Origin of the sequence: Ehrlichia japonica, assembly GCF_000632845.1 — a bacterium.
GTDB lineage: Bacteria > Pseudomonadota > Alphaproteobacteria > Rickettsiales > Anaplasmataceae > Ehrlichia > Ehrlichia japonica.
In genome coordinates this window covers 13873-36296 of record NZ_CP007474.1, presented here as the reverse complement: position 1 = coordinate 36296, position 22424 = coordinate 13873, and the positions used below count along the sequence as shown (strand labels likewise).

General features: G+C 29.1%; 22 protein-coding genes and 1 other RNA gene. 16 read left to right on the top strand and 7 right to left on the bottom strand.

All coding sequences use genetic code 11. The features are described from left to right. Positions 1 to 385: 385 nt before the first annotated feature. Positions 386 to 778, top strand: coding sequence for a hypothetical protein (locus tag EHF_RS00185; RefSeq protein WP_044193909.1), 393 nt, complete (start codon positions 386 to 388; stop codon positions 776 to 778). A gap of 411 nt (positions 779 to 1189) precedes the next feature. Beyond that, positions 1190 to 3778 (top strand): preprotein translocase subunit SecA, encoded by a 2589-nt coding sequence (gene secA / locus EHF_RS00180; protein ID WP_044193907.1) that lies wholly within the window; start codon positions 1190 to 1192, stop codon positions 3776 to 3778. Positions 3779 to 4204: 426 nt separating this feature from the next. Here the strand turns inward: secA and EHF_RS00175 are convergent, their stop codons facing one another. After that, positions 4205 to 4717: a hypothetical protein gene (locus EHF_RS00175; RefSeq protein ID WP_052349263.1), complete on the bottom strand. Its 513-nt coding sequence runs from the start codon at positions 4715 to 4717 to the stop codon at positions 4205 to 4207. Between the two features lie 424 nt (positions 4718 to 5141). Between EHF_RS00175 and ftsZ the strand changes: the two genes are divergently transcribed. From ftsZ to rplS, 8 genes are all read left to right on the top strand, one after another. Continuing rightward, on the top strand, positions 5142 to 6404 hold the full coding sequence (ftsZ, locus tag EHF_RS00170; RefSeq protein ID WP_044193905.1) for a cell division protein FtsZ: 1263 nt from the start codon (positions 5142 to 5144) through the stop codon (positions 6402 to 6404). 6 nt (positions 6405 to 6410) lie between these two features. After that, a complete protein-coding gene (locus EHF_RS00165; protein WP_044193903.1) occupies positions 6411 to 6818 on the top strand; it encodes an EVE domain-containing protein in 408 nt (135 codons plus the stop codon). Next, positions 6815 to 7327 carry an rRNA maturation RNase YbeY gene (ybeY, locus tag EHF_RS00160; RefSeq protein ID WP_044193901.1) on the top strand — a complete coding sequence of 171 codons (513 nt, stop codon included), beginning with the start codon at positions 6815 to 6817 and terminating at the stop codon, positions 7325 to 7327. Before EHF_RS00165 ends, ybeY begins: the two co-directional genes overlap by 4 nt. Positions 7328 to 7430: 103 nt before the next feature. After that, positions 7431 to 8213, top strand: a complete 783-nt coding sequence (locus EHF_RS00155; RefSeq protein WP_044193899.1) for a ParA family protein — start codon at positions 7431 to 7433, stop codon at positions 8211 to 8213. Next, positions 8210 to 9058 carry a ParB/RepB/Spo0J family partition protein gene (locus tag EHF_RS00150; protein WP_044193897.1) on the top strand — a complete coding sequence of 283 codons (849 nt, stop codon included), beginning with the start codon at positions 8210 to 8212 and terminating at the stop codon, positions 9056 to 9058. Before EHF_RS00155 ends, EHF_RS00150 begins: the two co-directional genes overlap by 4 nt. 176 nt (positions 9059 to 9234) lie before the next feature. Beyond that, the gene (rimM, locus tag EHF_RS00145) at positions 9235 to 9753 is read left to right on the top strand and encodes a ribosome maturation factor RimM (protein ID WP_044193895.1); all 519 of its coding nucleotides are present in this window, start codon (positions 9235 to 9237) and stop codon (positions 9751 to 9753) included. Next, positions 9743 to 10450 (top strand): tRNA (guanosine(37)-N1)-methyltransferase TrmD, encoded by a 708-nt coding sequence (gene trmD, locus EHF_RS00140; RefSeq protein ID WP_044193892.1) that lies wholly within the window; start codon positions 9743 to 9745, stop codon positions 10448 to 10450. Before rimM ends, trmD begins: the two co-directional genes overlap by 11 nt. Next, entirely contained in the window at positions 10443 to 10820 is a 378-nt protein-coding gene (rplS, locus tag EHF_RS00135) for a 50S ribosomal protein L19 (RefSeq protein ID WP_044195724.1), read from the top strand. The genes trmD and rplS overlap by 8 nt, the downstream gene beginning before the upstream one ends. Positions 10821 to 11073: 253 nt before the next feature. Here the strand turns inward: rplS and EHF_RS00130 are convergent, their stop codons facing one another. Next, on the bottom strand, positions 11074 to 11565 hold the full coding sequence (locus tag EHF_RS00130) for a CinA family protein (protein WP_044193890.1): 492 nt from the start codon (positions 11563 to 11565) through the stop codon (positions 11074 to 11076). A gap of 404 nt (positions 11566 to 11969) precedes the next feature. Between EHF_RS00130 and thrS the strand changes: the two genes are divergently transcribed. Together thrS and infC are read left to right on the top strand one after the other, a co-directional pair. Then, on the top strand, positions 11970 to 13871 hold the full coding sequence (thrS, locus tag EHF_RS00125; protein WP_044193888.1) for a threonine--tRNA ligase: 1902 nt from the start codon (positions 11970 to 11972) through the stop codon (positions 13869 to 13871). Positions 13872 to 13897: 26 nt separating this feature from the next. Then, positions 13898 to 14419, top strand: a complete 522-nt coding sequence (gene infC, locus EHF_RS00120) for a translation initiation factor IF-3 (protein ID WP_044193886.1) — start codon at positions 13898 to 13900, stop codon at positions 14417 to 14419. 381 nt (positions 14420 to 14800) lie between these two features. Here the strand turns inward: infC and tsaE are convergent, their stop codons facing one another. From tsaE to EHF_RS00100, 4 genes are all read right to left on the bottom strand, one after another. Next, a complete protein-coding gene (gene tsaE, locus EHF_RS00115; RefSeq protein ID WP_232228943.1) occupies positions 14801 to 15265 on the bottom strand; it encodes a tRNA (adenosine(37)-N6)-threonylcarbamoyltransferase complex ATPase subunit type 1 TsaE in 465 nt (154 codons plus the stop codon). A 10-nt stretch (positions 15266 to 15275) separates the two neighbouring features. Beyond that, positions 15276 to 15977 carry a Bax inhibitor-1/YccA family protein gene (locus EHF_RS00110; protein WP_044193884.1) on the bottom strand — a complete coding sequence of 234 codons (702 nt, stop codon included), beginning with the start codon at positions 15975 to 15977 and terminating at the stop codon, positions 15276 to 15278. 235 nt (positions 15978 to 16212) lie between these two features. Continuing rightward, positions 16213 to 16659: a hypothetical protein gene (locus EHF_RS00105; RefSeq protein ID WP_044193882.1), complete on the bottom strand. Its 447-nt coding sequence runs from the start codon at positions 16657 to 16659 to the stop codon at positions 16213 to 16215. Beyond that, entirely contained in the window at positions 16616 to 17758 is a 1143-nt protein-coding gene (locus tag EHF_RS00100; protein WP_052349261.1) for a hypothetical protein, read from the bottom strand. The genes EHF_RS00105 and EHF_RS00100 overlap by 44 nt, the downstream gene beginning before the upstream one ends. A 124-nt stretch (positions 17759 to 17882) precedes the next feature. Between EHF_RS00100 and gap the strand changes: the two genes are divergently transcribed. Further along, positions 17883 to 18890, top strand: a complete 1008-nt coding sequence (gene gap / locus EHF_RS00095; RefSeq protein ID WP_044195716.1) for a type I glyceraldehyde-3-phosphate dehydrogenase — start codon at positions 17883 to 17885, stop codon at positions 18888 to 18890. A 271-nt stretch (positions 18891 to 19161) separates the two neighbouring features. On the opposite strand, the gene elbB is transcribed toward gap, so the two are convergent. Beyond that, the gene (gene elbB / locus EHF_RS00090) at positions 19162 to 19821 is read right to left on the bottom strand and encodes an isoprenoid biosynthesis glyoxalase ElbB (protein WP_044193880.1); all 660 of its coding nucleotides are present in this window, start codon (positions 19819 to 19821) and stop codon (positions 19162 to 19164) included. 117 nt (positions 19822 to 19938) lie between these two features. Between elbB and EHF_RS00085 the strand changes: the two genes are divergently transcribed. From EHF_RS00085 to dnaX, 3 genes are all read left to right on the top strand, one after another. Then, complete coding sequence (locus tag EHF_RS00085) at positions 19939 to 20748, top strand: pyrroline-5-carboxylate reductase family protein (protein WP_044193877.1); 810 nt, start codon at positions 19939 to 19941, stop codon at positions 20746 to 20748. A gap of 91 nt (positions 20749 to 20839) precedes the next feature. Continuing rightward, an RNA gene (gene ffs / locus EHF_RS04545) (signal recognition particle sRNA small type) lies at positions 20840 to 20932 on the top strand. 17 nt (positions 20933 to 20949) lie between these two features. Next, positions 20950 to 22413 (top strand): DNA polymerase III subunit gamma/tau, encoded by a 1464-nt coding sequence (dnaX, locus tag EHF_RS00080; RefSeq protein WP_044193875.1) that lies wholly within the window; start codon positions 20950 to 20952, stop codon positions 22411 to 22413. Positions 22414 to 22424: the final 11 nt, after the last annotated feature.

The window sequence follows — 22424 nt, the reverse complement described above, 5'->3', positions numbered from 1 at the left end:
AGTTTTATAGCTATAAATTTTACCCTTAACATATAAAATATATTGTATATATAGTCAGTACAGCGGGCTGAAAGCAGGTACGGTAATTAAGTTGAACCACAATACTGACATTAAATTCACTTACAGACAAAATCTAGCTTCTGTTATTTCAAAATTATATAATTATTTCTATTCTAGTTTTCACTAGTTACGTAGTATAGAATACACTTATACTTAAAAATTTAAATATAGAACATCTTAAGTAAATTAAAATACATATTATTTTTTGATGTCAAAGAAAAAAATTAGGATCTTTGATAACTTGTTTTTAATATCAAACAAAACATATTGTTTTATTATCCTCATAAGATATAATATGATTATTAATAAATTTAGGTAGGCCATAATGGATATTTTTGGTAATGAATTCGACGTTCACATTAATGCAAACGGAACAGAGTATGCAGGGCAAGTTATCGTGGATAATGAAGGGAGCTTCGACGCTGGGCTTAAGCTACAAGCTGGTGTTGGAACTTTTGGTCATTTCTCCGGAGATATATTGAGAAATGATGATGATTTAGAAAATCATTATGTTGCTCATTACTTATTCGAACAATGTGTAATTCATCCAGAACTTCCTGTTTTACATTCATTCACTGGAGAAGCAGTACTTCATTTTGAAGGAAATAACATTACTTTTGGGGATGAAAACATTACAGTGTCATTACATAGTTCAAAGAAGCCGGGAGAAAATGAGAAACCTGCTGATAATGATGAAGTAACACAAAATCAACAGTAATATCTTTTCTAAATGCTTTTGTTTTTTTATTAAAGGTAAGTTAATTAGTGTTGAATGCTAGTAAAGCGGATGCTTACCTTTCGTAAGCATCCGTTTCACAGTTAGTGATGTCTTAAAGTATGTTGGGTTATTTTATACAAAAAACTAGCTTTTACATATACTATGATACCTTTCTAAAAAAAGCTTTTTAATACTGGGTTATAAATACATTATGCAATTAAGTACTAGTCATTCATTTATACATATTTAAATATATATAATTAAACGTATGAAAACTATTACGTTATACATAATTCTTTACAGCACATGAAATACAAAAAACATTTACGCAACCTGTTGCTAATTTTATTGTACTTTTGCCTTATTTAGCCATATAATTCACAACCTAATAAATTAAATATTAATTTAATTATGCTTAGTATTGCACACAAAATATTTGGCTCGACAAATAGCAGGGTAATAAAATCATTTCATAAAATAGTTCAGGATATAAATGCAATAGAACATGAAATTCAACTTCTCTCTAATGAAGCATTAAAATATAAAACTATAGAGTTCAAGGAAGAACTTAAAAATGGGAAAACTTTAGATGACATCTTAGTACCAGCCTTTGCTGTGGTAAGAGAAGCATCAAGAAGAGTACTAAATATGAGGCATTTTGATGTACAGCTCATAGGTGGAATAGTCTTGCATAAAGGAATGATATCCGAAATGAAAACGGGTGAAGGAAAAACTTTAGTAGCAACACTAGCTGCATATTTAAATGCATTAGAAGAAAAAGGAGTTCATATAGTAACAGTAAACGATTATTTAGCAAAACGTGACGCTGACTGGATGGGAGAATTATATAATGCATTAGGAATAACAGTTGGCTGTATATTAACTGATACGAACGACTTAGAAAGAAAAAACGCCTATAACTGTGACGTATTATATTCAACAAACAATAACTTAGGGTTTGATTATCTACGTGATAACATGAAATTCTCTAAAAAAGACATGGTACAAAGAGGATTTAATTATGCAATAGTCGATGAAGTTGACTCAATATTAATAGATGAAGCAAGAACTCCTTTAATAATTTCTGGACAAGTCGACCAAGATATTAAAATGTACAAAAAAATAGACAATTTGATATATGAATTAACAGAAGAAGATTATGAGCTAGAAGAAAAAAGTAAAAATATTTTCCTAACTGAAGCTGGAATAATAAAAATTGAAAATTTATTAACTCAACATAATCTTATTTCTTCTAATACATCCTTGTATGACATCGATAACATTATAATTATGCACTATATTACTCAAGCATTACGTGCACACAAAATGTTCACCTTAGATAAGGATTACATAATCAAAAATGGCAACATAGTAATCATAGATGAGTTTACAGGTCGCATGATGGATGGAAGAAGATATTCAGATGGATTACATCAAGCACTTGAAGCAAAAGAAAAGCTAAATATCAACAGTGAAAATCAAACATTGGCTTCTACTACATTTCAAAATTACTTCAGAATGTACACAAAACTCTCTGGCATGACTGGCACAGCAATAACTGAATCAGAAGAATTCTTGGGAATATATAATTTACGAGTTGTACAAATTCCAACAAATATACCTGTTCAAAGAATAGATTTAAACGACGATATATATTATACAGAAGAAGAAAAATTCAATGCTGTTATAAAATTCATTTCAGAATGTCATCATAAACTGCAACCTGTACTAGTAGGAACAGTAAGCATTGAGAAATCGGAAATGCTATCTAAGTTACTAACAAAAAATAAATTAAAACATTCCGTATTAAATGCACGTTATCATGAACAAGAAGCATATATAATAGCACAGGCTGGAATACCTGGAACAATTACTATTGCTACAAACATGGCTGGTAGAGGGACAGATATACAGCTCGGAGGAAATCTAAAAATGTTAGCAAAAACAGCCCTTGCTAATACTACAGATAAAGAAGCAATAGAAATAAAATATAAACAACTTGCAGAAAAAGTAAAAAAAGATAAAGAACTAGCAATACAAGCTGGGGGATTGTGTGTAATTGGTACAGAACGTCATGAGAGCAGAAGAATTGACAACCAATTAAGAGGAAGATCTGGTAGACAAGGAGACCCAGGGTTATCTAAATTTTTCTTATCATTAGATGATGATTTACTAAGAATATTTGGATCAGATAAGATAAAGGGAGTGCTCCAAAAGCTAGGCATGAAAAAAGATGAAGCTATTCAACATACACTGATAAGCAGATCTATTGAAAAAGCACAATATAAAGTTGAATCAAGAAACTATGATATTAGAAAGTCTTTATTAAAATTTGATAACGTAATAAACGAACAAAGAAAAGTTGTTTTTGAGCAAAGAAATCAAATTTTAGATAATGATTCTTATGATATTTCAATTATATATAGAGATCTTAACAGAGATATAATCAACAATACAATCCATGACAAGTATTATAACTTAGATGACGATACATATAAAGCGCTATCATCTGAATTTACAAGAATATACAATATCACTCTGGATTATAGAATTATCAGTGATTTCGAAAGTATAGACAAAGTTTTAGAATATCTAAACAAAATCGTCGACGAACATTTCGCTCAAAAAATAGAAGAATTAACATCTAAAGATCAAAAGGCATGGGATCATATAGTAAAAAAAGTCATGATAATGTCATTGGATTACCTATGGAGAGATCACCTTGCTGCGCTGGATAGTCTAAAATGTGGAATAAATTTAAGATCTATAGCACAAAAAGATCCACTAAACGAGTTTAAAGCCGAAGCATTTTCTATGCTTGAGAATATGATGAGCAAGTTCTATGAATTAATAATACAGAGACTATCTTACTTAAAATTTGATATAGAGTTAAGTGATATACAAAAAACAGAATATAACATTAATCATTCTAAAATTTCACGTAATGAAAAATGCCCTTGTGGATCAGGAAAAAAATTCAAACATTGCCACGGTACTTAATGTTAACCTGCTTATATATTGTTGACAAAAATAATTGCTTGACTATTTTGAAGATTACAAATTTCAAAACTTTTAATTAAAAGAAAACCAGAGCTAAATTATACCATGGTTATATAAGCTCAAAAACCTTTTCGATTTTATAAAGTTATAAAAATACCAATTAAGGTACGTATCTGGCACTTTCGTATCAAAACAGAAATCGCACTACTGCTACTTCAGTAGATGAACAATACGCACCTACACAAAACCCTTTCAAAATCACTTTTACTTATGTAGTACACAACACTACCACATTGAATACAAACTACTGTAACAAGTATAATGTATCAACATAAGCAACAAAAAAACTGTGCTTAAGTTATCAACATAACAAGCTATACACACAATTAATAACTCATATTCTCAGCATTTATTTTAAATAAAAACTTACATATCAAGATAGGCACCTCTTCTCATTAATTCAACACCTTCATCTTGATAAAAAATATCTCTAACCATATTCACAAAATTAAGACCTCTATTGTCACCTTCACTTCTATATACAAGAGCAGCCATAGCAGGTTCATTACTAACTTCTACTCTCGACGGATCCATTAATATTAGACTATGTTCCTCAATTAAGTAAGCCATATCCATTCCATTTAATATAGACACCAGGAAAATCTTATCAAATGATGTAGTATTGTTAACATCTTTAACAGGATCATAATGTTCAAGAGTAATGTTCAAACTACATTTCTCATAATATCCAGTCATAATATGATTTATTATATTTAATGTACCTTTCTCTCCTGTCAAATCATTAACAATATCTCCACTAGCATAATAACTATCTTCTGGATCATTGAGATATATCCTACCATGATAAATATCAACATTAGAATGACAATTTTGCTGAATAAAAAAGTCAACATCAAAAAAATTATTACTTGTCTCCATAATAAAACCTCTGTTTATTAATATAACTTAAAAAATAATACACTATAATTAAGAAAATTAATATAAATATTTATTTTATTAATCATAAAAATGCATTTATTCATGCATTCCGAATTTTTTATACATTCCATAGATGATATCTTCTTGTTAATTGAATTCACATAATATTAACATGGTAATACATTTAGAATACTTTTTTACAATCTTAGTTTTCCTATATCACAATTTTCAACTAAAATTCAGTTTTTCATTGCACAATTAATTTATGTAGAAACACTTTTAAATGATTAATATCAATACAAACATGTAATGTCATAAATTTATTATTAGTTAATATACATACTTAATTTATTCTATATTTATCAAATTATTTGCATTATTTTATTGACGTAGTATATTAAGTTATCTTTACTATGTGCTCAGTATGTCTTTAAATATTTGTTTACCAGACCAATCTTTACTAAAACCAAGAATTACAGTTTTTGGTGTAGGAGGCGCTGGTGGTAATGCTGTTAATAACATGATACAATCTAATCTGCATGGCGTTAATTTCGTAGTAGCTAATACAGATGCACAAGCATTAGAACTTTCTTTATCAGAAAAGAAAATTCAACTAGGTATTGACTTAACAAAAGGATTAGGGGCAGGATCACTTCCAGAAGTGGGTAAAGGTGCTGCAGAAGAATCAATAAATGAAATTATTGAAGAAATCTCAGACAGTAATATGTTGTTTATAACTGCCGGAATGGGTGGTGGAACAGGAACAGGAGCAGCTCCTGTAATTGCCAGAGTTGCCAAGGAAAATAAAATTCTCACCATAGGAGTTGTTACAAAGCCTTTTCATTTTGAAGGAGCGCACCGGATGAGAACAGCAGAACTTGGATTAGAAGAGTTACAAAAATATGTTGATACCCTGATAGTAATTCCTAATCAGAATTTATTCAGAATCGCCAATGAAAAAACAACATTTGCAGATGCATTTAAGCTCGCAGACACTGTATTACATACAGGAGTCCGCGGTATAACTGATTTAATGGTAATGCCAGGACTCATTAACTTAGATTTTGCTGATATTAGAGCAATAATGAGCGAAATGGGTAAAGCTATGATGGGTACAGGAGAAGCTGAAGGAGAAAACAGAGCCATATTAGCAGCTGAAGCAGCTATATCCAATCCTTTATTGGATAACATTTCAATGAAAGGAGCAAAAGGTATATTAATCAATATAACCGGTGGGTTAGACATGACTTTATTTGAAGTCGATGCAGCTGCAAATCGTATCAGGGAAGAAGTAGACAGTCACGCTAATATAATATTTGGATCAACATTTAACAAAGAAAGTGAAGGAAAAATTAGAGTATCTGTTTTAGCAACAGGAATAGATAATGAAGAAGTAGTAATACAAAACAAAACTACATTTAAAGACAAAGGAACCCATAGTGATATATCTGAAATATCAAATAAACCTTTTAACCCATTAGATAATGAAATTGCCTATTACAAACCAAGTAATCCGGGAGAAGATATAATTAATTCTATAAGTCATATCAAAAAACAAGATCATAAAGTAGAAAGTCAAAAATCTAGTAATAAAGTTTCTGAGTCAGATTATAAGATACAGTTTAATAAAAACGAATATTGGGATGAGGAATCATTTAATATCCCAACTTTTTTAAGAAAAAAATAAGGTGTAATGTTCTACTGGCTTTTAAAAACAGAACCACATGATTTCTCATGGGATAATATGGTACATGATAAAGTTACTGTATGGGACAATGTGTTAAATTATCAAGCTCAAAATTATTTAAAAACAATGAAGTATAATGATCTTGCTTTTTTTTACCATTCTGGAAAAGAAAAAGGAATAATAGGAATTGTATCCATAGACAAAGAATTTTATCTGCCCGATACAAATAATAAATTTGGTGTTGTTGAAGTCAAAACACATACAAAATTAAATAAGACCGTTTTTTTGAAAGATATACAATTAAACCCTACACTAAAAAACATGTTAATTCTAAAACAACCACGTCTATCAGTTTCTCCAGTAACAGAACAAGAGTGGAATTGCATCTTACAATTAAGTGAGACTGTCCTGTGATTGAAATCAATGTTTACTACAGAAAATGGTATAACATAATAAATAAGCCAAAAAATTTTGTTAAAAATATTATAAATATCTCCCTAATGGACTTAAACATTTATGAATACAAGCCTATAATTTCTGTTGTATTAGCAAACAATAGCTTATTACAAAAATTAAATTATGAATACAGAAAAAAAGATAAACCAACAAATGTGTTATCATTCCCATATAACAAATTAAACAAGAATTGTTATTTAGGAGAAATCTTTATTTCATTAGATATTCTTATAAGTGAATCCATCGATTTAAATATACCGTTAGAACACCATACATCCCATATGCTTATTCATGGATTATTACATATCTTAGATTATGATCATGAAGAACCACTAGATCAATACATAATGGAATCTATTGAAATTAAGTTACTAGATAAACTAGGAATAAAAAACCCTTATGTTCCACGTGAAACATACTACTCAAATAAAAAATCTACAAAAAACCCTATTAGTATCAATTCATAATTAAAGTTCGCACTATATTCCCATTTACAATGTTTAAGAATAAAAAACTCAGTGACACCAGTCCGATCTTGTATATAATTTGAAAAACATGTAAATTATTCATATGAGTAAAATTTTTGCAATAGTAAATCAAAAAGGTGGTGTAGGAAAAACAACAACCAGTATAAATTTATCAACAGCTTTTGCTATAGTAAATAAAAAAACTCTACTAATAGATTTAGATCCTCAAGGCAATAGCAGCACTGGATTTGGAATAACCTATGAACAAAGAACAAACACAGTATATGAAGTATTAGTTAATAACTTATCTATATCAGCAGCTGTTGTAAAAACTGAAATACCAAACTTACATTTGCTACCATCAACAGTAGATTTATCTGCAGCAGAAATCGAGCTAACACAAGTACAGCAAAGAGAATTTATTCTACAAAAGTCTTTATATGAAGCAAAAAGTTCATACGATTATATTTTTATTGATTGTCCCCCATCTTTAGGATTACTAACAGTAAATGCATTAATAGCTGCAAATTCAATTATCATTCCTTTACAATGTGAATTCTTTGCCCTAGAAGGACTTAGCCACTTAATAAAAACCATAGAAATAGTAAAAAAACATCTCAATCCATTTCTATCAATAGAAGGAATTATCTTAACCATGTATGACAAAAGAAATAAGCTAAGTGAACAAGTAGAAGAAGACATTAGAAAATATTTGAAAGAGTCTGTATACAAAACAGTTATTCCTAGAAATGTAAGATTATCTGAAGCCCCATCTCATGGAAAACCTGCTATCATTTACGATTTTAAATGTGCAGGTTCTCAAGCATATATATACTTAGCAAAAGAAATCCTAAGAAAACAAAAAAACAATAGGTATTCAAAATGACAAAAAGATTAGGAAAAGGCATTTTTGAGTTAATAGGAAATAACACGTTAGAAATTAACAACAACATTACTAATATCAGTACTGATACTCACCTCACAATGCCAATAAATCTATTAAATCCCAGCACATCACAACCAAGAAAAACATTTGATCAAGAATCCCTTAGAGAATTAGCAGAATCTATTTCCAAACATGGTATAATACAACCAATCATCATTAGGAAAAATCCACACAAAAAAGGCTATGAAATAATAGCAGGAGAAAGGAGATGGAGAGCCAGTATATTAGCAAAATTAAAATCAGTACCTGTAATTGTCAAAGAAATAAGTGATAATCAGTGTTTAGAATTATCAATTATAGAAAATATACAAAGACAAGACTTAACACCTATAGAAGAAGCTGAAGCATACTTCAACTTAACAAATACTTTCTCTTATACACATGAAGATTTAGCTTCTACTATAGGCAAAAGCCGTAGTCATATTACAAACATGATAAGAATATTATCTTTACCACCTTCTATAAAATTGATGATAAACAATAAACTCATATCATTTGGCCATGCTAGAGCTTTAATAAATACAGAAAACCCAGAAGCAATAGCGCAAAAAATTATTTCTTCAAATTTAAATGTAAGACAAACTGAGTTATTAATTAAAAATTTACAAAAACCATATAAGAACAAAACTCAAACAAATCTAACAGAATTAGAACAATCATTATCTGAAATATTAAATTTACAAATTAAAATAAACGGATTAAAAAACAAAGGCAGTATTACTATAAAATACAATAACACACAGCAACTTAACTCAATACTAGATAAGCTAAAGAAAACAATTTAAGTATAAATCATCAATATTAAAATTATTGACAACACTAAAGATACATAATTTTCATAAATACAATCAACTATTTATTGAGTCAAAATAACCCTAAAAAGTTAGTATTTACAAAATTATAATTGAGCTAATTACACATAGCATATATTATAGTATAAAATTACAGTTTACATATTATAATGAGAAATGACCTCATATGCCTTGGTATAATTACATCATCTCATGGAATTAACGGACATGTAAAAATAAGAACTTTCACAGAAAAGCCTGAAAATTTTACATCTTATGGAACGTTAACTGATGGGACGAACACATATAAAATAAGGATAATATCTGTCATATCACAAAACATAATAATTGCAAAAATCAAAGGCATAATATCAAGAAATGATGCAGATTTATTAAGAAGCAAAAAGCTCTTTATAGAAAAAAATAAATTACCAAATCTTACAAATGACGAGTTTTACCACAACGATTTAATAGGGTTAAGTGTTATTTTAGAAAACAATAATGTTTATGGAAATATAAAGAAAGTTCATAATTTTGGGTCATGTGATATTATAGAAATATGTCTTTCTGATTCAAAAAAAAGTACTATGCTACCTTTTACAAAAGACATATTCCCTTATATAAGTGTTAAAGAAAAATATATAATAATAAAACCACCAGAAGTTATAGGAAATAGCAGTGACATTTAGCGTTAACGTTTTAACCATATTTCCAGAGATGTTTCCAGGAACATTAAGTTATTCAGTAATAGGTAGAGCATTAAATAAAGGTATTTGGAATCTTAACGTTATCGATATAAGGTCATTTGCAAAAGATAAACACAAAAGCGTAGATGATAGACCTTATGGTGGTGGTCCTGGAATGATAATGAAAGCAGATGTTATAGGGTCAGCAGTAGATGAAGTATTAAGTAAGAACAAAAATACAAAACTAATATACATGTCTCCCAGTGGTATAAAATTAAATCAAGATATTTCTGGACAATTAACACATTTTTCTAATATAACTATACTATGTGGTCGCTTTGAAGGAATAGATAGGAGAATTTTAGATTTTTATGATTTTCATGAAATAAGTATTGGAGATTATATATTATCTGGCGGAGAAGTTGCTTGTATGGTTCTCATAGAGGCTTGTGTTAGGCTTATACCTGGGGTGGTTAATAATACACAAAGCATATGTGATGAAAGCTTTACTTCAAGCTATAAGTTGGAATATCCTCAGTACACACGTCCAGCAAAATGGAGGGGGTTAGAAGTTCCTAGTGTTTTACTCTCTGGGAATCATAAAAAGATTAATCTTTGGAAAGCTAATCAATCTTACTGTATAACCAAGCAAAGGCGTCCTGAATTGACTGGCACTATAGATGGAGATATATATGAGTGATTTGCTTAAGGAGTTTAATGAACAACAAATGAAGTTGTTGTCCAACAAAGAAGTTCCAAAGTTTAGTTCAGGTGATACACTAAGAGTAAGAATGAGAATTTTTGATGGAGTAAGTGAGCGCTTACAGATATTCGAAGGAGTATGTATAAAAAGAAAAAATAACGGTCTACACTCCTCATTCACTTTAAGGAAAATTAGTTATAACGAAAGTATTCAATTACAAGTGTTTTTATACTCTCCTATAGTAGAATCTATAGAGGTTGTCAAATTTGGTAGAGTACGTAGAGCAAAACTTTACTATATGATTAACTTATTTGGCAAATCTGCAAGGATAAAAGAACGTAGTGATAGAACAAAAAAGCTATCCTAATTTTTTGCTTATATAGAACTTAATGTTGTAGTTATCATTGTAAATGGAAGACTATAAGTGGTATCGTGTATTGTTTTTTACAAATTTTCAAGTTTTACCCATTATACAAAATTTGCAGTTAATTTCCTTCAAATGCCTCTATTTTTATTGAAAAAGGTTTTAAACTACATAAATCTTCTTCTATTAGTAATAGAGTAACAATGCATTTGTCACAAGATATAATTTATTACATACCAATACCCAGGGCTTCAATTTATAAAGTTTTACTTATTTTATATAACAGAAAATCCATAGCTGCACCTGCTGATGACATTTGCACTTCATATCTACTCATATCATTAAAATAACATTTTTTATAATCACTTTCTATATTTGAAGCATAACCTATATAAACTAAACCTACTTGCTCATCATCAACAGCAGGACCAGCAAATCCAGTAATTGAGATAGATACATTAGCTTTTGAATTTTCTAAAATACCAACTGCCATTAAAATAGCTACTTCTGAACTCACAGCTCCATATTTATCAATAAGATCTTTATCAATATTTAAAAATTTAGTCTTAGATACATTTGAATATACAACAAAGCTATAATCCAACACTTTTGATGCTCCTGAAATACAAGAGAATAAAAAAGACATTAACCCTGCTGTACATGATTCAGCTATCACTAATTTAGAATCATTTTCTATCAGTTTAGAAACACAAGCTCTAGCTTTTTCTAACATTCCTTGGTCTATCATCACGTAACAATATTATAGAAACTATAAATAACTTTATATAACCACTCAAGTTAAGTAAAACAATAATCAACATAATAAAAAACATAGACATATTAAGTCAATGAGATGTAGATATATAATTGCAACTAATAATAGAAATTTATATTTTTCTATAGCTTCCATGATATAACTTCATAAAATCTTTTAATCTATAATAACAGTCATTTAGTCATAGAATCTGTTATACTAAAAATACATGTTGTAGTTGTAAGAACTGCAACCTTCTTTAAATTTGCTATAAAAGCTTATTGAGTGTAGTAGTTGAATTAAAAAATACAATGTAACACACTTAAAATTAAGATATAATAAAAAAAATAAAATTGTGACTTAAAAAACTAGATAATAACTCATAGTTGAAATATTTTATGATAAACATTTATTTTAATGATAACTCGTGTAAGCAATTTTATCGTGGAGTCAAAGGACATGATGTAGTAAACGATTTATTTCCAGAATTAAAAAAGAAAGCAATAGCTGTAAAAGTAAATGGAGAATCATACGATTTATCAAGAGAAATTACAGAAAATTGTACATTTGAAGTAATAACGATCAACAGCGAAGAGGCACTTGAAATTATACGCCATGACACTGCACATATTATGGCACAAGCTGTAAAAGAAATTTTTCCTGATACTCAAATAACTATTGGACCAACTATTAAAGATGGATTTTACTATGATTTTGCAACGAATCATAATTTTTCTAGTGACGATCTAGAAGTAATAGAAAAAAAAATGATAGAAATTATAAATAGAAATGAAAGTTTTATACGCGAAGTATGGTCTAGAGAAGAAGCTATAAAGTTTTTTTCCAGCATAGGAGAAGATTACAAAGTCAAAATAATATCTAATATTCCAAACAATGAAAACATTACCGTTTATAAACAAGGAAACTTTACTGACTTATGTCGTGGACCACACGCACCTTCAACAAAAACATCAAGAGCCTTTAAATTAACAAAAGTATCTGGATCATATTGGCAAGGTAACTCAAAAAATGAAAGGTTACAAAGGGTTTATGGTACAGCATGGCGCAATGAAGAAGAATTAAAATCATACTTAAATAACTTAATAGAAATAGAGAAAAGAGATCATAGAAAAATTGGAAAAGAATTAGAGTTATTTCATATTCAAAATGAAGCATGCGGTCAAATATTCTGGCATACAAAAGGGTGGACTATTTATCGCATTATAGAAGAATACATAAGAAAGAAACTAGAAAGAAATGGCTACATAGAAGTAAAAACTCCCATACTACTAAACAAAGAGCTTTGGGAAAAATCAGGACATTGGGATAAGTTTCGTGAAAATATGTTTCTAAGTGAAGCAGAAGATAAAACTTTAGCTATAAAACCGATGAATTGTCCATGTCATATACAAATTTTTAATTCAAAAATTAGGAGTTATAGAGACTTACCAATACGAATGGCAGAATTTGGAACATGCCACAGATACGAAGCATCAGGAGCACTACACGGATTAATGAGGGTTCGTGGGTTTACTCAAGATGATGCACATATTTTCTGCACAGAAAGTCAAGTCACATCTGAAGCTTTAAAATTTTGTAATTTACTTATGGAAGTCTATAAAGACTTTGGTTTCACTGATATTTTAGTAAGATTTTCAGATCGTCCAGAAAACAGAGCTGGTAGTGATGAAACATGGGATAAAGCTGAAGCAGCATTAAAGAAATCAGTTGAAGCTGCTAATTTAAGTTACGTTTTAAATCCGGGAGATGGAGCATTCTATGGACCAAAATTAGAGTTTGTATTAACAGATGCTATTGGTAGAGAATGGCAGTGTGGAACCTTACAAATGGATTTCGTACTACCTGAGAGGCTAGGTGCTTACTACATAGGCAGTGATGGAAAAAAACACCACCCAATAATGTTACATCGTGCTATTTTAGGTACTTTTGAAAGATTTATAGGAATATTAATTGAACATTATTCAGGCAAATTTCCAATGTGGTTAGCTCCTATACAACTATCAATATTAACTATAAGTGAAGATTCTACTGATTATGCTAATTCTTTAAAAATAAAAGCTGAAGAACATAACATAAGAGTAGAACTAGATACTACAAACGAAAAAATAAACTACAAGATACGGAACCATATTCATAAGAAGATACCTGTGTTTTGGATAATAGGTAAAAAAGAAGTTGAGGAAAATTCTGTGTCTATACGTTATCTAGAGTCTAACAAACAGCATGTTATGCATATTGATAAAGCATTGAAAACATTATTAACTTGTGCTAGCATCTAGTAAATTTATAGTGAGGAGTATAAGATTTGAAAACAAAAAAATTCTCTAATAAAAACAAAATTAATGAAATGATAACAGCAAAAAAAGTAAAGCTTGTCGATCAAAATAGTGTTATGATTGGAGTTATAGACATTGAAGATGCCTTATCTAGAGCTAAAGCTGTTAATTTAGACTTAGTTGAAATAGTACATGATGATCAATATCCTCTATGTAAAATATTTGACTACAGTAAATACAGATACAGCCATAAGAAAAAAATAGGTGATTCAAAAAAGAAACAGAAAACCATAATAGTAAAAGAACTTAAGTTCAAGCTTAATATTGGAGATAATGACTACAACGTAAAATTAAACATGTTACGTGGATTTATAGAAAGAGGTGATAAAGTAAAAATATCACTAAGGTTTATAGGAAGGGAAATACTTCATCCAGAAGTTGGAATGGATATTATAGAAAGACTAATAAGAGATACTGCTGATATTGCAAAGCCTGAAAGCTTACCAAAAAAGGAAGGCAATTTGATCAATATGGTATTAACTTCAAAATAAAGTTTTTTTACAACTGTAGAATACTATAGTATTTTTAAAAGCTGCATTACTCTACCATATCATAATGAAAATGTTATAATTTAAGTATTGCAGGCAAGCATCACAAAAAACTACTCGATGATATTATAAATTCTAATTTATATAACATGTCAAATAGAATTTAATAGAAAACAAATGATATTATTACTAATTATTTCATTAGTGTCCCTGATAAGACACTATTATTGAGATCAAAAAAGTATTTCAACACATAAGAACCCATGATAATACGTTTGAATAACAAAAACAAAAAAAAGATTAGATCATTAACACATTTCCGACGTTGATATTCTGAAAGAATTCTTAAAAGTACTCCTTATGTGCTTCAATATATACATCGATTTATAAATTCTTAAAAACATCATATTTTTTGCCATCATTAACAAAAACTTCAACATTTCTAAGATTGTCTTCCGCAGAATATTTTATACTTATCTTTAAATTAAAATCTAATATACCATCTAATAAGCCAGACCATTCTACAATTCCCACCCCATCATCACAAATACAATCTATTCCCAAATCATATATCTCAGATAAAGAATTAACCCTATAAAGATCAATATGATATATTGTAAATTTACTGAAATGATATTCATTAATAATGCTAAAAGTAGGACTACTTACATCCTCATCCGGCGCTAATGTATGAACTAAAAACTTAACAAAAGTAGTCTTACCAACACCTAAGTCTCCAACTAAAGATATATTATCACCTTTCTTCAAACTTAAAGCAACAAAACGCGCCAGTTTTTTAAAAAAAGCTAAATCAACAAAATTATACTTAAAACTATAATTATATATCACTGATAAAAAATTATCTACGTTCCCCTTGTAGATTCAATAAGCTTACAAATATATTAATATAATTAAAATACAAAGTAGTTGCACCTAATATAGCCATTTTATTAACAGAATCACCGCCATCGTTAAACTTATAGTACATATCTTTAATCCTTTGAGCATCATATGCAGTCATACCAGTAAATACAATTACTGCAACAACTGACAAAGCAAAATGTAATGGTCCACTACTTAAAAATAAATTAACTACTGAAGCGATGATTATTCCTATAACACCCATAAATAAGAATGTTCCAAATTGAGATAAATCCTTTTTAGTAACATTACCATACCATGCCATCACACCAAACATAGAAGATGAAATAAAGAATACTTTTGCAATACTTGCTGCCGTGTACACCAAAAATATATATGAAATAGATACCCCTACTAATGCCGAAAAACTAAAGAATATCGTTAATACAGTCTGAAAACTGAAAACATTTAGCTTATATGACATTAAAAAAACCAACCCCACGGGAGCAAAGACAACTAACCAATGCAAAGGAGTATTATATATCATAGAGATAATAACAGGAGAAGAAGATACAAAAAATGCTACTACACCAGTTAAACCTAAAGCCATAGCCATGTAATTATACACTTTTACTAGATAACTCCTAAGCCCTGCGCTATAGTAAGCACTTTGAAATTGTACTTTACTGTAATTATCCATAAATACTCCACTCCAGAACAGAAATTCAACCCAATAGTATTATAACAAAAAAATATAAAAAATCAATATAAAATTTATAACACACATTACTGTAATAAGCTGTTTTTGAGAATGATCAACAATATCAAAAACACCGCTCATATCAGAATCAACACTATCTCTTACATAAGAACTAACACTATCATTATCAATATCATTATAACAATTAATACTAGATATTTTACCAGATAGTTCTTTAACCTCTTTTTATACTACAATATATCATCATTGCATATGCTACACAAAACATTGCCATACCAACAGTACGAATTATTAATGCTACTGGAAGTGTATCCATACCAAAAGGACCAGTATTTCCTGTATAAATTGCACCACTTCTGGTTTCAAAAGAAAGTAATACTTTTCCAGCAAAAACAAAGAAAGTACCAGAAAATATACCAGAAATAACTAATAATCGAGTCATATTGTATGCAGACCTACCATTTTTATCCTTCTTACATCTCACCACGTAAGAAAGTAAGCACATAGCTGCAGCTATTGTAAAAAGAATATTTCCCACAATATCTACAATTCCCTGTAAATTAAATACAGTGCCAGTAGGAACTTTACTTACATCAAAAATTGATGGAAGCGTTAAACTAAAAATAGCAAGAATTAATACTCTGTTTTCGAGAATGATCAACAACCTCAAGAACACCGCTTATACTAGACGTACTAGACGTACTAAGCATACTAGGCATACTAGACTTACTAGGCAGACTAGACACACTAGAACAAACACTATCATTATCAAGACCATTATAACAATCATAACTATGTACTTTATCAGATAGTTCTTTACCTTCTTTTACACTACAATATATCATCATTGCATATGCTACACAAAATATTGCCATACCAACAGTACGAATTATTAATGCTACTGGAAGTGTATCCATACCAAAAGGACCAGTATTTCCTGTATAAATTGCACCACCTCTGGTTTCAAAAGAAAGTAATACTTTTCCAGCAAAAACAAGGAAAGTACCAGAAAATATACCAGAAATAACTAATAATCGAGTCATATTGTGTGCAGACTTACCATTTTTATCCTTCTTACATCTCACCACGTAAGAAAGTAAGCACATAGCTGCAGCTATTGTAAAAAGAATATTTCCCACAGTATCTACAATTCCCTGTAAATTAAATACAGTGCCAGTAGGAACTTTACTTACATCAAAAATTGATGGAAGCGTTAAACTAAAAATAGCAAGTGCTTGCATACCAGTAGTAAAAAATGCACCTGCAAGATCAACCTTACTTGCATGATCATCTAAAAAATCTGCAACTTTAATACTGATAGGTTTCTTTTTATCTATTTTCTCTTGATCTAGCAGCTCTAATTTTCTATTTATTTCTTTTCTTTCTTTTTCTAAATATAAAACATTCAATAAACCTGATATAAGAAAAGACAAGCATAAAAAAAGAGCTAGATAATCCATGAAATTAGAAAAAAATGTCAATTGATTTCGTGTTAATTTCAAAACTCCTGATTGCATAATGGCAAATGAAATAAAAACTAAAGTATAAAAAACACTTACACCCATAATAAAGTTTTTTCTGATAAGATCTTGACGATTTAATTTTAACAAAGTACTATAGTATTGTTGCTTTAGAATGGTATTTAGTTTAATGTGCGTATCTTCCTTAAGTTGTTCATTCTCTTTGCCAAACATTTTACCTCCAATTCTTATAATTAATACATACCCACGTTTGGAATTAAGTAACAAATTCAATGTCATATTATATCATAATTATACAAGAAATACAAGGTTATTTAACTTTATGATAGTGTGAACGTTGCTTTTTTGTACTAAGAAAGCACAAAGATAAAAAAACGTTTGTGTTATGTTAAAGAGAATAAGTATGAAAATAGGAATAAATGGATTAGGTCGAATCGGAAGGTGCTTAATAAGAGCTATATATGAAAATGAATTACTATATAAACAAAAAATAGAATTATCTGCCTTAAACGGATCTGCATCATCAGAAATACTTGCACACCTCATTCAATATGATTCTGTTCATGGTATATTTCCATATAATGTAGAATCAGAAGAAGGGTACATTATAATAAATGATCAGAAAATTCCATTATCAATGGAAAGAGAACCTAAAAGCATCTTCTGGGAAAAACATAACGTAGACATAGTATTGGAATGCACAGGAAAATTTAATAAAAAATCTTTAGCAGAACAACATATAAATTCTACAGTAAAAAAAGTTTTGGTATCAGCCCCTATGCAAGATTCTGATATAACAATTGTATACGATGTAAACAATGAAATGCTAAAAAAAGAGCATAATGTTATTTCAGCTGGATCATGTACAACAAACTGTATAGCACCTATTTTAAAAGTAATGAACGATACAATAGGAATAAAAAATGGATTTATTACAACTATACATTCATATACAAATGACCAAAATTTAGTTGATAACAATCACAAAGACTTAAGAAGAGCAAGAGCATGCATGATGTCCATAATTCCCACCACAACAGGAGCAACAAAAACTATTGATTTAATCATACCAGAATTAAAAGGAAAACTTAATGGAACAGCTGTACGTGTACCTACACCAAATGTGTCCATGATAGACTTAGTGTTTAACTCTGTTAAACCAACTACTGCTAATGAAATAAATTACATAATAAAAAATCTATCACAAAATTCCAAAGTAATAAATATAACAGACAAGAAATTAGTTTCTATAGATTTTTGCCATAGTACATACAGCTCAATAGTAGATGCAAATGAAACATACGTTACTGATAGCAATTTGTGTCGCATAGCAGCCTGGTATGATAATGAATGGGCTTTTGCTATGAGAATGTTAGATATAGTATTACTGCTATCAGAAAATTATATTTAAAAATAGGCTAAATGTAGGTAAAGATTATACTACTATCACAAATTAAGTGTTAGAATTTCAGTTGCTGTTACTAAATGAAATGTATTTATTCACAAAGACAAGAAACTTAGAGAACATTATAAACACTTAATGCTTATGCAGTAATAACACTAATCCCTATAACTAAAAAATATCTTTAACGTAAATTACATAATAACTTACCTGTAATCACATTCTTTATACTTTAAACAAATAAACTTAATATTATGAAAACTAATTTTTACAGTCACCACTATTTCAGATAATTTACCATAGATGATATCATATCTTGTATTCCAAGGTACACATTGTAAAGACTATCATCTCTCATATATGCAGAACAAGAAAATATTCTATTTATATCATCCTGTACAGATTTAATAGTAGGACAATCAACATGAATTCCTCCCAACTTGTTTATTAAATCATTAGCATCTTCTCCTATTGTTACTTTAACCTTTGCAATATCTTTTAATAATGCAACTATTACTGCAGGTGATATACAAACTGCCCCTATAGGTTTTTTAGCATTATAAAATTTATACACAGCATTTTTAAATTCGGGTAGTATATAATTACTTTCTTTACTTTCATCAAATAAGTTAGAAAAATTTTTTGCTACTCCATAACCACCAGGAATTATTAACATATCAAATTCTTCAATATTTATTTGTTCTATATCATATACAGAACCTCTAGCTATTCTTGCAGATTCAACTAAAATATTTCTCACTTCTTCTACAGATTCCCTATTTTTATGATTTATAACTTGTTTCTGGTTCTTATTTGGTGCAAAACATTTAAAATTTACATTATGCCGATCAAGTTCAAGCATAACCAAAACAGCTTCCCTGATTTCTGAGCCATCCATATGACCACAACCAGCTAAAATAACAGCAGAATTTAATGTCATAAAAATATCCTTTTTTGAACTAAATGCTAATTTTATAAAAACAATTTATAATTTACAAATTTATTTAAGTATATTATACTGCTTATGTTATATTTATTATTATTTATATAACAGACAATGAATATATTATTAATAGGATGTGGTAACTTAGGAAGTATATTACTACATAAGTGGTCATATAGTAATCAAATATCAAAAGTGATTGTAGTACAGCCTAGCCTATCGAAAAAAGATATCTTTAGTAGTATATCTAAAGTAACGTTTGTAAAAAGCTACGAAGAAATAAGCAAAGATTTTACACCTCAAACTGTAGTAATAGCAATAAAACCACAACAAGTTCTTGATGTTATCCCAAATTATAGAATTTATAGTGAATCTGCATCTTTTATATCCTTGTGTGCTGGAATTGATATTAATTTCCTAAAAACATGCTTAAGTCCTACTACAACAATAATAAGAGTAATGCCTAATATTGCTATGTCATTAGGTGAAAGTGTAAACCTTTCTTACATGGAAGAAGAATTACTATCTGAAAAACAAAAAGTATCAATTGTTTTTAATGAAACAGGGCTTATATATTGGATACAAAAAGAAGATATTTTCGATAAATTATCTCCCATTACTGGTTCTGGCCCTGCATATTTTTTCTCTCTTGCAGAAGAATTAGTAAAAAATACTGTAGCTACAGGCATAAATGAAGAAGATGCAATAAAACTTATATCTCAAACATTTATAGGAAGTGCTAAATTACTAGAAACGCGACAAAATACCATAAGTCATCTTATATCATCTATAACAAGTCGTGGTGGTATAACACAGGCTGCACTACAGGTACTAAATTCACACTTACCTCAAACAATAACTTCATGTTTAAAAGCAGCTATGGAAAGGTTGTTCTACTTAAAAGAGTTAAATAAAAACAATTAATATGTATTAACAATAATGCTTTAGTATTCTATTTTTTTATAAAATAAACAAAAATTTTTATTTGATATTTCCTTGAGTTAAATTATAATATAAAGGGTAATATGAGCAGAGAGCTTGTGAAGCCGGTCAGGTTAGGAATAAAGCAGCCGTAGCATTGTTTCTTTGGGTTGTATTGCCCATTTTTTATGTTATCATCCAAAAATGAGTTTCGCATTAAAGTATAGGCCTAGCAATTTTAAAGATCTCTTAGGACAAGAGGTTTTAGTTCGTGTCTTACACAATGCATTTAATTTAAACAAAGTACCAGAGTCCATACTTTTGACAGGTACTAGTGGTGTAGGAAAAACCACTGCTGCAAGAATAATATCAATGTGCTTAAATTGTATTTCTGGACCAACATCTGATCCATGTAATGTATGTCAAAATTGTACATCTATAAAAAATTTTAATCACCCAGATGTAATAGAAATAGATGCAGCAAGTAATACAAGTATAGAAGATGTAAAAGTGATTTTGGAAAATTCACGGTACATGCCAATTAGCTCAAAATTCAAAGTATATATAATAGATGAAGTACATATGTTATCCAACAGTGCATTTAATGCACTACTAAAAGTACTAGAAGAACCTGCACCTTATGTAAAATTCATTTTAGCAACAACAGAAGTAAAAAAAATACCTGTAACTATTATATCCAGATGCCAAAGATTTGATTTTCGAAGAATACCTACAGATAAACTTGTAAGTCACTTAAAAATTATAGCAAAAAAAGAAAATGTATCCTTTGACGAAGAAAGTATAAAATTAATAGCATATAATGCTGATGGATCTATACGTAACGCTTTATCTTTATTAGAACAAGCTGCTATATACAGTAATAAAACTTTATCTGAGAAAACTACAAAAGAAATGTTAGGCTATGTTAGCAGACATACATTACTAGAAATAATAGAACCATTGGTTATAGGAAATACTGTAGAAGCCATCAATAAATTTGAAGAAGCATGTAGTTCATATAGCCCTGTTATAATTTTAGATAACATGCTGCAGATTATTTATGAAATATGCTACTTCTCTATAACAAAAAAAGACACATCTATATTTGATTATAATATTATAGCACATGTAAAAAACGAAAAGATTTTATCCCCTACATTTTTATCAAGACTATGGCAAGTACTTTTTAAAGGAATACAAGAAGTAAAATCATCTAGCTGTATAAAGCAGACTGCTAATATGTTAATTATAAGACTATGTTACCTATCATCTTTACCATCTCCAAAGCAAATAATAGATAAGATTCAAGGAAATACTAAAATAGATAGTAATCGCAAAGCATTACTTGAACTGTTAAAAAGCAATAATATGCAAGACTTATATAAACAAGTATATGAATCTGATTTAGAAATAATAAATTATAATAACGGAACACTAAATATAAAAACTAATCAGGTTTTACCAAAAGATTTTCATAGAGATTTATTAAATTTTTTTTATAATTTAACAAATAAAAAATGGAATATATCCATTGAACAAAATTTTGATATAAGCAAAAGTAGTAACTCGTGTTATAATCAATCTCTTGATCCAACTGTTTGCGATATATTACAAGAGTTTGATGGAGCAAGAGTTATAAATATAGAAAATATAAAAAAAGAGCAATAATAAGGAGTTAG